Source organism: Paenibacillus sp. MABNR03 (assembly GCF_050455445.1).
Taxonomy (GTDB): domain Bacteria; phylum Bacillota; class Bacilli; order Paenibacillales; family Paenibacillaceae; genus Paenibacillus; species Paenibacillus xylanilyticus.
The window spans coordinates 177,285-190,133 of sequence record NZ_JBCIYR010000003.1 but is presented as its reverse complement, the minus strand read 5'-3'; the positions used below and the strand labels follow the sequence as shown (position 1 = coordinate 190,133).

Here is a 12,849-nt window from a genome sequence, read left to right as displayed (position 1 = left end):
TATATCAATTATATCTACCGACCCAGATCGTGTCAAAAGGAGCTTAACTATGAAAACAACACATCCTATAATTGTGATCACCGGAGCAACAAGCGGATTGGGGCAGCTTGCTGCCATGGAACTTGCGAAGCGCGGGGCTCACCTTGTACTCACAGCCCGAAGCGAAGAACGTGCCGAAGCCACCCGAAAGAAAATTAAGGAAATCGTTCCTTCCGCCAAGGTCAACTTTTTCTTCGGAGACTTGTCCTTACTGAGCGATGTAAAACGTATCGGGCTTGAGCTTGCATCCGCTTATCCGCGTATCGATGTACTTTTGAATAATGCGGGACTTCATGCTTTTGAACAGAGAGTCACTTCCGAAGGGTTTGCCGAGATGATTGCCGTGAACTATTTGGCCCCTTGGCTGCTAACGCAAACATTGAAATCTTCTCTCATTCAGGCAGATCATGCCCGTGTCGTTAATGTTGCATCTGAAGCTTCGCGAAATCATGGCAAACTTGTGCTGCCAAATGACTTGACGGATACCACTCCCTTTACTGCACGCGGTTCCTCTCCAATCTATGGCAAAACCAAACTGCTTAATATTATGTTTACTGCTGAACTAGCCAGACAATGGGAAGGAACCGGAATTTGTGTAAATGCCTTAAACCCAGGCTTCAATGTTACAGGTCTCGGACGGGAGCTATGGTTTGCGAGTGTGCTTGAGCGCATTTTAACGTTTCTGCACATTGGCGACCCACGCCGGGGAGCGGACATCATGACTCGTTTGGCAGTGGAACCGACATTTGGTGAGGTTTCGGGAGGCTATTTCAATGTGGGCAGCGGAGCGGCGATCACTCCTGTATATCCTGGCGGAGATGCCGGAATGCAAAACAAGCTGTGGAAGGTGACTCAGCAATTGATGAAAGAACGGGGCTTACTTGATTAAAAGTGACTACTGCTAATGGAAAGGGGCTGATCAGCCCCTTCCCTTTCTCTACCTTGATAATTACCTATCCGTTATTTTTGGAATTAACACTATAGATGATTTTGCTGTAACACGATCTCAGGGAAGCGTTTAACCATGTCATGGATAAAGCCATCATTCCCGTAAATAGCAACGACAACGGATTCTTTTCGGGTTGGCATTGGAATAATAATGGCTTGCTTTCCATTAAAATAATAACGATCCTTTCGCTCATCCCCATTATCATCTACATAGACAATGTTAACGAAATCCATATCATGACTCCGTGCTTTGTCGTGAATGACAACACATAAATATCGACCCACCCTTTCTACGGATATGCCTTCTACGTCTTCTTCCCATACATACTCGTTGGGTTGCATTACAAGCTTATTATCCGCTGATTTGGTAAGTACCGATGCTTTGGCATGTTCACCCTTTACATCAACCAAGAGCGCAGAACGGTCATTTACGATTTTTGCATCAGCATATTGCAGATGATGAGTTTTGAGATAGCTCTGGATATCCTCTCTGGTAAGAGGATCACCACTTGAACCATTCGTAAGCATTAACATAGATAACATCAACTCAAACAAAAACTTCATTTTATGTACTCCTTGTCTGTTGTGGATACTTGTATAACTCACTTTAATTTCTAATTTCTATGGACTGAAAGCTAGAATAAAAGGGCCGGCGAGTTCATTGACACAGCATAATGTGCACCCGCCAGCTTCTTTCATATTTCCACTCTTTATTATCTGTTATATCGTCGCAAACACGCTATCAAAGCCCTCTTTTGACTTGGCGAATAGCTCACTTGAATTAAGGGTCGGTGCAGGCGCCAGGACTTCCTGAGCTACAACACCTGTGTAACCAATGGCCTTCAGGTTTTTCAGGAAACCACTCAGATCGATGACTCCCTCGCCAGGATATAAACGCTCATTATCAAGCAATTCTTCAATCGGCAGATTATATGCATCATTGATATGAACGTGAACAATCTGTTCCTTTTTCAACTGCAGCACCTCTTCGGTCCGTAAACCGAGCGTATGCCAATGATAGGAATCCACCAACAAGCCTACATTGGGGGCATGAATGGTCTCAATCCAGTCCAAGGTATCCTCCACACTCCAAATAAACGGATTTTTCCACTGAGTCCGCAAATGATGGCAGCCAACAAACTCCAGTCCGAGCCGTATACCGTAAGCACCCAAGATATCTGCGCAGAGTCTCAATCGTCTGGTAGCCGCCGCCATGAATGATGCTGCAGGCTGATCCGTCGAGGGTAAAACATAGGTGCAGCAGTTGAAACAATTCAGCGAAGCAGAGGCTTCTGCCATTTCCACCAGGGATTTGAGTCCTTCACGAAATTGCTCTTCTGAGTTCCGCCAGTCCACCGTGAAATCCGCTGAACCGATGATGATATCATTGCTTTCCAATAGGTGTGCGGCTTGCTCCTTGCCGTATTGTTGAACCAATGAGAGCGGATTCAAATCTACAGACTGGAATCCATACTTGGCCGCATCCGTAATATATTGTTCATCAGACTCGATCTTCCCCAAACCTGCCTTCGTTAATCCTCTAATCATCCCAATCTCCTCCTGTGACTCGTCTAATAATGCATATTGCAACCACTGCTGCGCCCTCTCAAACTCAATTTCAGGGTATAAATTCATAATAACAGCCGATTCAAAAAAAGAAACCAGTAAGTTCCATTCTTTTATGGCACAAACCCTTAACCGCAACCCTTTCCCGGAATTAGCGTAATAGAAAAAAGTGGAAAGGAGGTTGATACCATGACGACATGGCTCAAAAAAATTCAGTCCCCCACCCTTATTTTCTTTTCATGCCTTTTGGTAGTTTCTGTGATCATTGGCTTTCTATCCAAGCCTTATTTTACAGAACACATATTCTATGCAGACAATAATAAGTACTCATTCGATCACAAGCAAGGAAACCAGATGATATACCGGAGTGGAACGGCTGATTCGATTCAGGTGCAAGTGGAGCAGCAAAAGCGCACTGTATCCATCAGTGATCAGAAATACATCATTACGGAACTCAGTTCGACACCAATTCCAACGTATAGCGTGTCATATCCAAACGAACGCAAATATGAAGTTAAGGATCAGTCGGGACTGTTATTGAGTTTCGATGAACAGGGCAATATCGTGAACTCAGTCTCCTTTTACGTTAATAACCAACGAGTGATTAGTGAGGGCGAAGAACGATATTCACCCGATACAATCGTAACAGCTGCATACCCGTTATATCATTACACCCAAGGTGAGCCTGTCTACCTTTTTCTCGCGTTGGCCGGTTTGATATTTGGATGGTGCAGCTTCTACTATCGGAAATTTCAGGATATCCTCTTTCTACTCTCCCTTCGTTGGATTTGGGTAAACGATCCCGAACCTAGTGACTTTTATTACTTCATGACCAAGATTGGCGGGATTGTAGTCATGGTCGGAGCGATCGGGGTCGCCTTTAAAGCATTCTGAACCATGCATAATGGCATAAAAGAGCGGTAACAACGTTGAAGTTAACGTCATTTCTTGGACGAACATGCTGCAGAAGGCGCCGCGCGTTATGGGGTCAGCCAAGAGGAACTCACTTACATTGGAGGTTTTCAAAACTTTATCTATTCCTATAGTCGCGATGAATTAAAATATATTCTTCGTTTCACTCCGAGTACTCTTCGCACATCGGAAGGACTTGTAGCAGAAATAGATTGGATTCATTATCTTTCAGAGAGTGGTATAGCAGTATCAGAACCGATTTCTTCAATTAATGGAGAGTATTGCGAACTAATTCAAGGAAATAAAATAAATTTTTACGTAACCTCTTTTAAACATGCACCAGGCCGTAAAATCGGATATCCAGAATGTCTGGGCAATTCTATACATTATGAAGAGTGTGGTCGTATTACGGGCCGACTTCATGAATTAGCGAAGCTTTACAACCCTACGATTGTCAAAAGGCACACTTGAAGTCAAATGAATACCTCTTACGAGCCAAGGATTATTTACCGTCAGAACTTCAACCAATCCTTATTGCGCTTGATGAACTTAAAGTACAATTGGCGAGTCTGCCTGTTAATGCAGATAATTTTGGTTTGATCCACGGAGATATTAATGTGGGAAACTTCACGATCGATGAAGATGGGGGAATAACTCTCTTTGACTTCGACGAGTGCCAGTACAGTTGGTATGTCGAGGATATTGCTATACAGCTGTATACTTGCTATATGTATTCGGTGAAGATTCGAAATTCGAACGAAAGGTCCAGTATGATCTTTTTATAAAACATTTCGAGCTAGGCTATACAGAGGATGGCCGAAGAATGCCAGACAACTGGAAGGATGTGATGAAACTCTTCCTTAGACTTCGCGAAATCCTTGTGGTTGTCGGTATGCATCAAAGCTGGGAATTAAGCAAAGCAGATGACTGGATCCGCAATTTGTTGCAAGATAGTAAAATGAGGATTACTAACTGTATCTCGTTGATCGATGAGCTTTGAACCACTAAGATGAAAGATACTCATTAAGCTAACGGGAAACGATAGTTCAAAACAACACGACAGTAGCCGTCAATAAGTAAGCGGCTGCTGTTTTTTGTTGTGTTGATTTAAAGGTACATTGCACTGCAACTGAACCTCAGTCAGTAATATATTCTTGGGATCAATGAATACAATTTAATAGAGTGTTAAGGAGGTATTGAACGTGAATAAGAACATTAATTATTTTTCCGGGTTAATTGGTGGAGTAGGACTAATTATTCCTCTATTTTTTGTAAGCAGGTTAATTTCACTACAACCATGTAAGAACAACGGATACCGAGATAAAAAATGACTTGACATTGGAGGGAACTCAAATGTTAATTTGAATTCATGGAAAAAATTTATTCTATACAAGAGGTTTCGCGGATGCTTGGGATCCCGAAGGATACGCTTCGGTATTATGATCGGATTGGCATCGTATCGCCGTTCCGGGAGGAAAATCAGTACCGCAGGTATTCGAAGAACGACCTCATCGATTTAATGAATATTCAAATCATGCAGTATGCAGACTTTTCTCTTGACGAAATCAAGGGGAAATTTGGGTTCCACAGGATGGAGAATGTAGACCCTGCTTATTGCCAGGAGGTTGCTGCGTTCCTCGATGAAAAGAATGTAGAGACACGCAAGAAGATTGCCCATCTACAAAAGGTTAGTCAACTGCTCGACGTAGCATCCGAAACGCTAAGGGACTTTAATCATGAAAGAGACCAGCGACTGGCAGAGATCGTTCACGAGATTTACCAGACTATTCGAAAGAAGGAGACGGAAATATTCGAGGAGGGATGTCATGGACATCAAAGTTAGGAATTTTTACTATTTTATTGCAGGCATTCTTGCGATACTGTTTGCCGTTACGCACGCATGGAACGGGCAATCCGCTGTGCTGCCCACACTCCACGTGAGTGCGATAGCTATGGATACCCGGACAGTATTCACGTATGTCTGGCATATCATCACGGCGGAAAATCTGGTCTTCGGCATCGTATTCATTTTCATGTCATTCCAAAGCGAGCGATCGAAGATCTGGTCTGCCGCATGGACGATCGTGTCACTTCTGATCGTTCGATTGATGGTCATTCTTGGCATAACGGCATTTCATGACGTTTCGGCACTTACGGATACGTTAATCGATTCAATTGCTATCGTAATTTATATCGCCTTCATCATACTCGGCATAAGAATGAAGAAAAAAGAGACCATGGGTCAGTATCCACCAGTCAAATAGGTGGGAGTGAATCAATGAAGCTTTACTATGTTCAACAACATAGTAATCATTAGGCTAACGGGAGACGATAGTTTAACAAACATGGAGTATTTTGCTGCGTCAGCTGCTCCCTTTCTTTGTTAAGCTAACTGGCAGTTTAGTATAATCATAACTGTCGGTAACATTATCCAAATAGCGGAACGCAGTTTAATGTATAATAAAACCTTATCTAATACCTGTACACGTGAAATACGCATGGATAAATTGTTAAAACCGGACTAAAGTCTAGAGACTTCTCCATCCAATATCAGATGTCTCTTCTGAGCTCATAAGATATTATGAAACTAGAGAACAAAATGATGCACTACAGGATGCAGAAAAAGATGAGTAGAAGTAATTAAGGCTTCGTTATTGATTAGCAACTCGATCCGCATAGATGTATTTTCATGCTGGTTTTACAATTGACGAAGTTACAAGAAAGCAGGTGATGACGACATGAAAGTAATGACAGAGCCGCCGGCCTCACGATTAGGGAAGATGCGTAGAATCTGCGGCTATGGCGCCGCCATAGCGGTGACGCCATATCTGCTTATAAAAATTGTCTGGACTTTTGGTCTCTTTCTTCCAACCGAGCAAATGGGCGACTCCAGTTGGCGAGCGATCAACGCAGCAACCGCGGTGATCGCTGCGGTGGGTATCCTGCTGGCGATGGCGTTCTGCAGGCCGTGGGGTGAGCGGCTGCCAGCGTGGCTGATTGCTCTTCCCGTATGGATGGGCACCGGTCTGCTCATACCCATGCTGTTGTTGGCACCAGTGCTCGGACCGGCCGCCATGACCCGGGATAAGGAGGCTGGCGCCGCCGACTTCTGGGCATACGAGCAGATCTTCGTCATGATCTCGCTGGCCGGGGTCGGCATTTGCCTGCCACTTGCCTTGGCAGGTTACGCCAAGGCGCGGTGGCCCGAGGCGATGGGCGGACCGATCGACTACGCGGAGCTGCCGGGACACACCCGACAACTGCAAGTTTCCTCGGCTAGGCTCGTCGCTGCCGGCTGTATCCTGCTCGGCGTTATCAAGGTGTTCTGGGCGGCGGGTGGCACCCTCGGCATCGACCAGGCCATGCTGAATCACCGTGATGTATGGTGGCACCTCCTGACTTTGAGTACTGGCGTGTGGGCCATCGCGGGGGCGTGGGGTCTGATGGTGATGACCTCCCGCCGTGGGACTCGGAGATTCCTCCCCCCCATGGCGGCGGTATGGATTTCGTCGGGAATGCTGTTCTCTTATAACCTCTTTTCCGCCATTCGCCCCGATTCACAGTACTCCCCGGAGTACCCGCTGGCACGAATTTTGACCACAGAGGCCGGCATCGTCTTGGGTGTGATGATGGGGATGATCATCCTGCTAGTGCTGCATGACCGCCGGCGCGCTCTGCGCGACATATCGATTTGAGGCGTATACGCTAACTAGAATGAGGGAGCTGCCGCGGTAGCTCCTTTTACATCTGTACAAAGTAATGGATTTTGTACAGATATACTGATTGGCGTTAAGCTAAGTCATTGCACAGTTGGTCAAGGACGGGAGATACGCAGTACCAAGCATTCCTCAAGGCATTTATGCTGAACTGAGGGGCAGGAAAGAAGATTTATTTATACCCATTAACAAATGAACTCAATGAGATCGGAAAGACATGTACGTTTTATCATGTAGATTCAGTTGAACAGAGGATTGGTTCCTTAGAAGACTTAATAAATTCAGTCTGTCTTGAATACCCAACACTATTAAGCTAACTGAGCACGATAGCTCAATAATACCAAGAAAGCAGCTGATCCATGTGATCGGCTGCTTTTGTTCAACTAAAGGGCAGGTTAACGCAATAGATCAACCTTTTTTGGTTGACTGTAAAAAGTTGGATTAGTATGATTGCTATGGAATGGGAAAATATTGAAAGTGGGGCTTTCTCGTGTCACCGGGCATTCATTTTGTTAAATTTAGGCAACAGCGAGTTTGGCCATAATTTAATCTTTATAACTAAGGAGAACTAATGGACCCAAAAATAAAGTTATTTTACCGCCTCTTTTTTTACCCTGCCTTAACAGGTGATTCACGATAAGCATTAAACCTAAATCCCTGTCAGTGTAGATTATTTCACACTTTCCAACGTATACCGATTGCGCGGGATTTCAAGCCCCAGATTCTCCCGAAGCGTCTCATGTTCATATTCGGTCCGGAACAGCCCTCGTTCTTGCAGAACCGGGACAACCAAATCCACGAAATCTGCCAGTCCATTCGGCACAACCGTGCGGATGTTGAATCCGTCTGCGGCTTCTTTTTCGAACCACTCCTGAATCTGGTCCGCAATCTGTTCCGGTGTACCGATGAACGATGTTCGTGGCGTTGACGCTCTTAGCGCAACTTGACGGAGGCTAAGCCCCTCTTCCCGTGCCTGCAGCTTGATCTTGTCCGTTGTACTGCGGAAGCTGTTGCTGCCCAGATCACCAATCTCAGGGAAAGGCTCATCCAGCGGGAATGGGGAGAAATCAAAATGGTCGAAATAACGTCCCAAATAATTCAGTGCGTGGTCTATGCTGACCAGTTCGGCAATTTCCTGATACTTTTGCTCAGCCTCCTCCTGCGTTCTGCCCACGATGGGACCGATGCCCGGGAAGATCAGAAGTTCTTCTGCCTGACGCCCGTATGCGACCGCTCTTGCCTTGACATCCCGGTAAAACTCCCTTGCTTCCTCCAACGTCTCATGCCCCGTGTATACGGCATCTGCCGACCTCGCTGCCAAGTCCTTGCCGGATTCGGACGAACCTGCCTGGAAAATGACCGGATATCCCTGCTTCGAGCGAGCTACATTGAGCGGTCCCTGTACCGAGAAATGATCACCCTTATGATTCAGCGTATGCAGCTTAGAAGGATCGAAGAAGACGCCGTTCTCCTTGTCTCCGACAAAGGCATCATCCTCCCAGGAATCCCACAGGCCTCTGACCACATTCAGATGTTCTTCAGCAATTTCGTAGCGCAGCGCGTGGTTCGGGTGCTCTCCTTTGCCGAAGTTAAGTGCCGATCCTTCCAGAGGTGAAGTGACTACATTCCATCCCGTCCGTCCTCCGCTGATATGGTCCAATGAAGCAAATTGCCTCGCCACCGTGAACGGTTCGCTGTACGAAGTCGACAGCGTTGCGACCAGCCCGATGTTTGATGTTGCACCCGCGAGTGCAGACAGAAGGGTTAGAGGCTCGAAACGATTCAGAAAATGAGGATTGGATTTCTCGTTAATAAAGAGGCCGTCGGCGATAAACAGCAGATCGAACTTGCCTTCCTCCGCTATACGCGCCTGTTTTTTGTAAAAATCAAGGTTCACGCTGGCATTAATCGGAATGTCCGGGTGACGCCAGAAGGAGATGCTGTTCCCAACTCCGTTCAGATTGGCTCCCAACTTCAATCGACGTTTCGTCATGTTCATGTCCTCCCTATATTTTCGTGGGTAATCCGATCACTTTTATTCGTTTGCTTCATATCACTAGCCCTTACCACCCAGGCAGCCCCAAGAAGTACAATCCCTGTCAGTAGAAAAATAAAAGGAATTCCGGTCCATCCGCCAAGAAAACCCCCGATCAAAGGACCGAGTACAATGCCGAATTGACTCGCAGTCTGACTCAGACTAACTGCCCTTCCCCGAAACTCATGGTCGGCATATTTGATAATTAATGCATTGAGCGCCGGGTAGACTGCGGCAAAGAACAGACCATAGACAAATCGCAGACTTCCAAAATAAACGAGATTATACGCGGTCAGCTGCAAAAGACTGCCAATCCCGCCACCGATCAGCCCGATAAACAACGTTTTCTCGTACCCGATCCTGCCGCCAATCTTCCCCCATCTCGGTCCCATAATGACCGTTGCTACCCCGATGGCCGAGAATACGATACCTGCACTAAGTGCTGCATGGCTTACATCTCCGCCGATCTGAACGACATATAGCGTCAGCACAGGTTCGATAATGAGCACGGACGTCGAGACGAGTAGAATCAAACCATAGATCCGCATTAATCCGGGGGTGGAAGCCGCTCTCTTCAAATCACCCAAGATGCTGGTGGAAGCCACCGTACGGGATTTGCGCGATTCTTTTACTCCAAGGACCAGCAGGGCCGAGAGCAGCGTAATAATTCCGGAAGCTATGAAACATCCACGCAGCCCGATCCAATGGCTCAGTACTCCTCCAGCAAGAGGTCCGAGGATACCACCTGCAGCAGTCGATGTGGAGATGACGCCGAGCGCATAACCGACATGCTTCTCCGGCGTGTTCGTGCCCACCAATGTGATGGATGCGGGGTTGAATCCAGCCATGAGTCCCTGGAAGACCCGTACCGCAATAAACGTGTAAGGATCATGAACAAAATAGTTGGCGGCATGGGCGATGGCCAGCCCCACACCTGATCGGATCAGCATCAGTTTGCTGCCGTATTGGTCAGCCAGCGATCCCCAGAAGGGTGCGCATAGTCCGCTGATCAGAAAGCTGATCGAGATCGAGACACCGGACCAGACCTCCAGTCCGCTTTGAATTCCGAGATTATTTTGCAGAAACAGAGGAAAGAACGGCACGGACAAGGTGTACGCCATATGATTGAAAAATAGCCCCAACCACAGAATATACAGATTACGCTTCCAATGCGGCATCTCGGCATTCTCCATAGTATATAATTCCTATAAAATAAGTAGGTTATTATCCATATTAGGATACTGCTGCAGGAAAGTATAATAGAAATGTTCAATAGACCCATTCAAGATTTAAATGAATGGGCCAGTCAATTAAGTGAAAAGTCGAAACCGGAGCATCTGATTATTGCGGCACCTGGACAGACATGAACACATCTACCTCATCTTCACGATCTACAACAAACCCGAAACGTTCATATAAACGCTGCGCCCGGCTTCCCTGCAGTACATTTAAAGTTACACGTTTGCCTCTGACTTCCTCCTGCTCCAGCAGCATCTGTAATACTTCGGTCCCGAGCTTCCTGCCCTGAATATCCGGATGGATGTAGAAATGTTCCAGCAAAACACCCTCTGACCTAGGCTTCAGTGCCACACATCCGACTGACGAACCCTCCAGCTCAATAATCCACGTATAGACCGGGTCAAATGTATTCCGGAAACGCTCCCGAACCCTCACCTCGTCATACCTTCCCAATCTGGTTAGATCATCATACAGAACCAGGGCACGCAAATCCGCCAATCGCTCCTGATCTGCCTGCACAGCTTGACGCATCGTTAGTCGGTTCATCGGGGCACTACCTCCGTTTAAATGAATCAATCACTTATTTCTTCATGTATGTATTCCTGCTCAACCTTGGCTACATCATTTCATTATCCATTCTCTTGGCACGTATAATCTCCCGGATAATCTTTGAACGGTTCCAAACGACAAATTTGAAGACAAGTCCATCCTCCATCGTAATTGTAATGCCGTTAGGTATTAACCCCCACGTCATTCGTTTCTCAATCTTGGTCATTCCCCAGATCTCAAGTTGAAGCCAGTCTGTCTGAATATTCAGACCATGTGGAATAAAAATCAATCGTTCATTGGTAAGGAACAGCTTCCCTCCTACGCCTTCAAATCCCCTTAACCAGTTCGCATTAATCCGTTCAAAAATGACGTATTCTGTTGGACCCAGCTCTTCCATCGCTGTCATCTCCTTTTCAGCCTATCTATTGGTGATTTCATGCACTTGAATCTCTCTTATTATAGGTCGTTTCTACCCATTTAGGAATAATTCTGCACATGATTACACTCCAAAAAAAGCACTGTCCCCCGGATATATTCCGTCATGGACAATGCTTGTTCCGTTAGTGCTATTTGAAAAGGAGAAGCCCCACCACTACATCTCTTGCAGAATGCCTTTGACCAGCCCGATGAAGGTTGTTTTCACTTTGGCAGCTACTTCAATCACTTCATCATGACTAAGCGGCTGATCCAAAATGCCACAAGCCATGTTCGTCAGACAGGAAATGCCCAGTACCTTCATGCCGCCATGAATCGCTACAATCGCTTCAGGTACTGTGGACATGCCCACAGCATCCGCACCCATGGTACGAATCATGCGAATCTCCGCCGGGGTTTCATACGCCGGACCACTCCACCATGCATACACACCTTGCTGCAGGCTAACACTCTGCTCTTCTGCAACCTTTAGGGCAATGCTGCGCAATTCGCGGTTGTATACCTGTGACACGTCCGGGAAACGAACACCGAGTTCAGCGTTATTCGGTCCCATCAGCGGATTGTTGCCTACCAGATTAATATGATCGGTAATAAGCATCAGCTGACCTGGTTCAAAGCTTGTGTTGATCGCCCCGCAGGCATTCGTGATGATTAATTGTTCGACACCAAGCGCCTTCATGATCCGAACCGGGAAAGTCACCTCATCCAGTGTAAAACCTTCATAATAATGAAGACGTCCCTTCATGGCTACAACCGTTTTGCCCATCAGTTCTCCAATAACCAGCTCGTTTGCATGACCAATGGCCTCGGATTGAGCGAAATACGGAATGTCCGTATAAGGAATAACGGTAGCATTTTCAATCTCGTCCGCGAGTGCTCCCAGCCCCGATCCTAGGATCATGCCTACGGCAGGTTTGGTGTTGATTCGGCTTAATATGTAATCTCTGGCTTCCTGAATATGTTCGGATTGCTGCATAAATGGTTCCTCCTGATGAGCTGTATTGGGTATACAATTACTATATCTCAAGTGTAATGAACAATGGACATGATGTAAATGGGAGCCGGAAACGCAGCTCCTCTGGACAGCTTCCGCTCGATCCGGTTAAGGTTTAAGCCCAGATTGCAGCACCCGGAAATATGGTTGCAAAAGCCCGTCAAAACCGTGGTTCTCATCATCGTCAACCTTTTCAACATACTTCCATAAGCGTACTCAGATTCATGAACGAATCCGATGGAAGGATCAGGAACGAGCTGTACATCCACATCGCCATGCTTCAACATTAACACAAAAAACCGATCCTCTGTCGAGAATCGGTTTCATTCATTGAAAACGGACAAGGTATCTCACACCAACATGTAATGGCAAGCTGCCTCACTGCCGCTCCAACGAATGGCCCCTTTTACCTTTTA

16 protein-coding genes are annotated in these 12,849 nt (G+C 46.4%); 8 read left to right on the top strand and 8 right to left on the bottom strand.

Annotated features, from left to right (window positions below; genetic code table 11):
• Positions 1 to 49: 49 nt before the first annotated feature.
• Positions 50 to 928 carry an SDR family NAD(P)-dependent oxidoreductase gene (locus AAIH57_RS16110; RefSeq protein ID WP_430022360.1) on the top strand — a complete coding sequence of 293 codons (879 nt, stop codon included), beginning with the start codon at positions 50 to 52 and terminating at the stop codon, positions 926 to 928.
• An 89-nt stretch (positions 929 to 1,017) separates the two neighbouring features.
• Here AAIH57_RS16110 and AAIH57_RS16105 read toward each other — a convergent pair whose 3' ends face one another.
• Positions 1,018 to 1,551, bottom strand: coding sequence for a hypothetical protein (locus AAIH57_RS16105; RefSeq protein ID WP_430022359.1), 534 nt, complete (start codon positions 1,549 to 1,551; stop codon positions 1,018 to 1,020).
• A 156-nt stretch (positions 1,552 to 1,707) separates the two neighbouring features.
• On the bottom strand, positions 1,708 to 2,535 hold the full coding sequence (locus AAIH57_RS16100; protein ID WP_430022358.1) for a sugar phosphate isomerase/epimerase family protein: 828 nt from the start codon (positions 2,533 to 2,535) through the stop codon (positions 1,708 to 1,710).
• A 207-nt stretch (positions 2,536 to 2,742) separates the two neighbouring features.
• Here AAIH57_RS16100 and AAIH57_RS16095 point away from each other — a divergent pair, with 207 nt between their 5' ends.
• From AAIH57_RS16095 to AAIH57_RS16065, 7 genes are all read left to right on the top strand, one after another.
• On the top strand, positions 2,743 to 3,447 hold the full coding sequence (locus tag AAIH57_RS16095) for a DUF6199 family natural product biosynthesis protein (RefSeq protein ID WP_430022357.1): 705 nt from the start codon (positions 2,743 to 2,745) through the stop codon (positions 3,445 to 3,447).
• Positions 3,448 to 3,501: 54 nt separating this feature from the next.
• Positions 3,502 to 3,936 (top strand): phosphotransferase enzyme family protein, encoded by a 435-nt coding sequence (locus AAIH57_RS16090; RefSeq protein ID WP_430022356.1) that lies wholly within the window; start codon positions 3,502 to 3,504, stop codon positions 3,934 to 3,936.
• Complete coding sequence (locus AAIH57_RS16085; protein WP_430022355.1) at positions 3,933 to 4,250, top strand: phosphotransferase; 318 nt, start codon at positions 3,933 to 3,935, stop codon at positions 4,248 to 4,250. Before AAIH57_RS16090 ends, AAIH57_RS16085 begins: the two co-directional genes overlap by 4 nt.
• Before the next feature lie 38 nt (positions 4,251 to 4,288).
• Positions 4,289 to 4,465 (top strand): hypothetical protein, encoded by a 177-nt coding sequence (locus AAIH57_RS16080; protein ID WP_430022354.1) that lies wholly within the window; start codon positions 4,289 to 4,291, stop codon positions 4,463 to 4,465.
• Between the two features lie 369 nt (positions 4,466 to 4,834).
• The gene (locus tag AAIH57_RS16075; protein ID WP_430022353.1) at positions 4,835 to 5,308 is read left to right on the top strand and encodes a MerR family transcriptional regulator; all 474 of its coding nucleotides are present in this window, start codon (positions 4,835 to 4,837) and stop codon (positions 5,306 to 5,308) included.
• Complete coding sequence (locus AAIH57_RS16070; protein ID WP_430022352.1) at positions 5,292 to 5,729, top strand: hypothetical protein; 438 nt, start codon at positions 5,292 to 5,294, stop codon at positions 5,727 to 5,729. Before AAIH57_RS16075 ends, AAIH57_RS16070 begins: the two co-directional genes overlap by 17 nt.
• A gap of 474 nt (positions 5,730 to 6,203) precedes the next feature.
• Positions 6,204 to 7,160 carry a hypothetical protein gene (locus tag AAIH57_RS16065; RefSeq protein ID WP_430022351.1) on the top strand — a complete coding sequence of 319 codons (957 nt, stop codon included), beginning with the start codon at positions 6,204 to 6,206 and terminating at the stop codon, positions 7,158 to 7,160.
• A 691-nt stretch (positions 7,161 to 7,851) separates the two neighbouring features.
• On the opposite strand, the gene AAIH57_RS16060 is transcribed toward AAIH57_RS16065, so the two are convergent.
• The 6 genes from AAIH57_RS16060 to AAIH57_RS16035 all read right to left on the bottom strand — a co-directional run bounded on the left by AAIH57_RS16060 (position 7,852) and on the right by AAIH57_RS16035 (position 12,726).
• Positions 7,852 to 9,174, bottom strand: coding sequence for an LLM class flavin-dependent oxidoreductase (locus AAIH57_RS16060; protein WP_430022350.1), 1,323 nt, complete (start codon positions 9,172 to 9,174; stop codon positions 7,852 to 7,854).
• A 2-nt stretch (positions 9,175 to 9,176) separates the two neighbouring features.
• Positions 9,177 to 10,394, bottom strand: coding sequence for an MFS transporter (locus AAIH57_RS16055; RefSeq protein WP_430022349.1), 1,218 nt, complete (start codon positions 10,392 to 10,394; stop codon positions 9,177 to 9,179).
• Between the two features lie 163 nt (positions 10,395 to 10,557).
• Positions 10,558 to 11,001, bottom strand: a complete 444-nt coding sequence (locus AAIH57_RS16050) for a GNAT family N-acetyltransferase (RefSeq protein WP_430022348.1) — start codon at positions 10,999 to 11,001, stop codon at positions 10,558 to 10,560.
• A gap of 70 nt (positions 11,002 to 11,071) precedes the next feature.
• A complete protein-coding gene (locus tag AAIH57_RS16045; RefSeq protein ID WP_175397294.1) occupies positions 11,072 to 11,401 on the bottom strand; it encodes a GRAM domain-containing protein in 330 nt (109 codons plus the stop codon).
• Positions 11,402 to 11,596: 195 nt separating this feature from the next.
• Positions 11,597 to 12,415 (bottom strand): purine-nucleoside phosphorylase, encoded by an 819-nt coding sequence (locus AAIH57_RS16040; protein WP_430022347.1) that lies wholly within the window; start codon positions 12,413 to 12,415, stop codon positions 11,597 to 11,599.
• Between the two features lie 47 nt (positions 12,416 to 12,462).
• Positions 12,463 to 12,726 carry a hypothetical protein gene (locus AAIH57_RS16035; protein WP_430022346.1) on the bottom strand — a complete coding sequence of 88 codons (264 nt, stop codon included), beginning with the start codon at positions 12,724 to 12,726 and terminating at the stop codon, positions 12,463 to 12,465.
• Between the last annotated feature and the right edge of the window lie 123 nt (positions 12,727 to 12,849).

What these genes read in the sequence shown, in the direction of transcription:
- AAIH57_RS16075 (WP_430022353.1), top strand. Translation starts at nt 4,835, where the DNA reads ATGGAAAAAATTTATTCTATACAAGAGGTTTCGCGGATGCTTGGGATC.
- AAIH57_RS16040 (WP_430022347.1), bottom strand. Translation starts at nt 12,415, where the DNA reads ATGCAGCAATCCGAACATATTCAGGAAGCCAGAGATTACATATTAAGC.
- AAIH57_RS16065 (WP_430022351.1), top strand. Translation starts at nt 6,204, where the DNA reads ATGAAAGTAATGACAGAGCCGCCGGCCTCACGATTAGGGAAGATGCGT.
- AAIH57_RS16060 (WP_430022350.1), bottom strand. Translation starts at nt 9,174, where the DNA reads ATGACGAAACGTCGATTGAAGTTGGGAGCCAATCTGAACGGAGTTGGG.
- AAIH57_RS16110 (WP_430022360.1), top strand. Translation starts at nt 50, where the DNA reads ATGAAAACAACACATCCTATAATTGTGATCACCGGAGCAACAAGCGGA.
- AAIH57_RS16100 (WP_430022358.1), bottom strand. Translation starts at nt 2,535, where the DNA reads ATGATTAGAGGATTAACGAAGGCAGGTTTGGGGAAGATCGAGTCTGAT.
- AAIH57_RS16095 (WP_430022357.1), top strand. Translation starts at nt 2,743, where the DNA reads ATGACGACATGGCTCAAAAAAATTCAGTCCCCCACCCTTATTTTCTTT.
- AAIH57_RS16070 (WP_430022352.1), top strand. Translation starts at nt 5,292, where the DNA reads ATGGACATCAAAGTTAGGAATTTTTACTATTTTATTGCAGGCATTCTT.
- AAIH57_RS16045 (WP_175397294.1), bottom strand. Translation starts at nt 11,401, where the DNA reads ATGGAAGAGCTGGGTCCAACAGAATACGTCATTTTTGAACGGATTAAT.
- AAIH57_RS16105 (WP_430022359.1), bottom strand. Translation starts at nt 1,551, where the DNA reads ATGAAGTTTTTGTTTGAGTTGATGTTATCTATGTTAATGCTTACGAAT.
- AAIH57_RS16050 (WP_430022348.1), bottom strand. Translation starts at nt 11,001, where the DNA reads ATGAACCGACTAACGATGCGTCAAGCTGTGCAGGCAGATCAGGAGCGA.
- AAIH57_RS16080 (WP_430022354.1), top strand. Translation starts at nt 4,289, where the DNA reads ATGCCAGACAACTGGAAGGATGTGATGAAACTCTTCCTTAGACTTCGC.
- AAIH57_RS16055 (WP_430022349.1), bottom strand. Translation starts at nt 10,394, where the DNA reads ATGCCGCATTGGAAGCGTAATCTGTATATTCTGTGGTTGGGGCTATTT.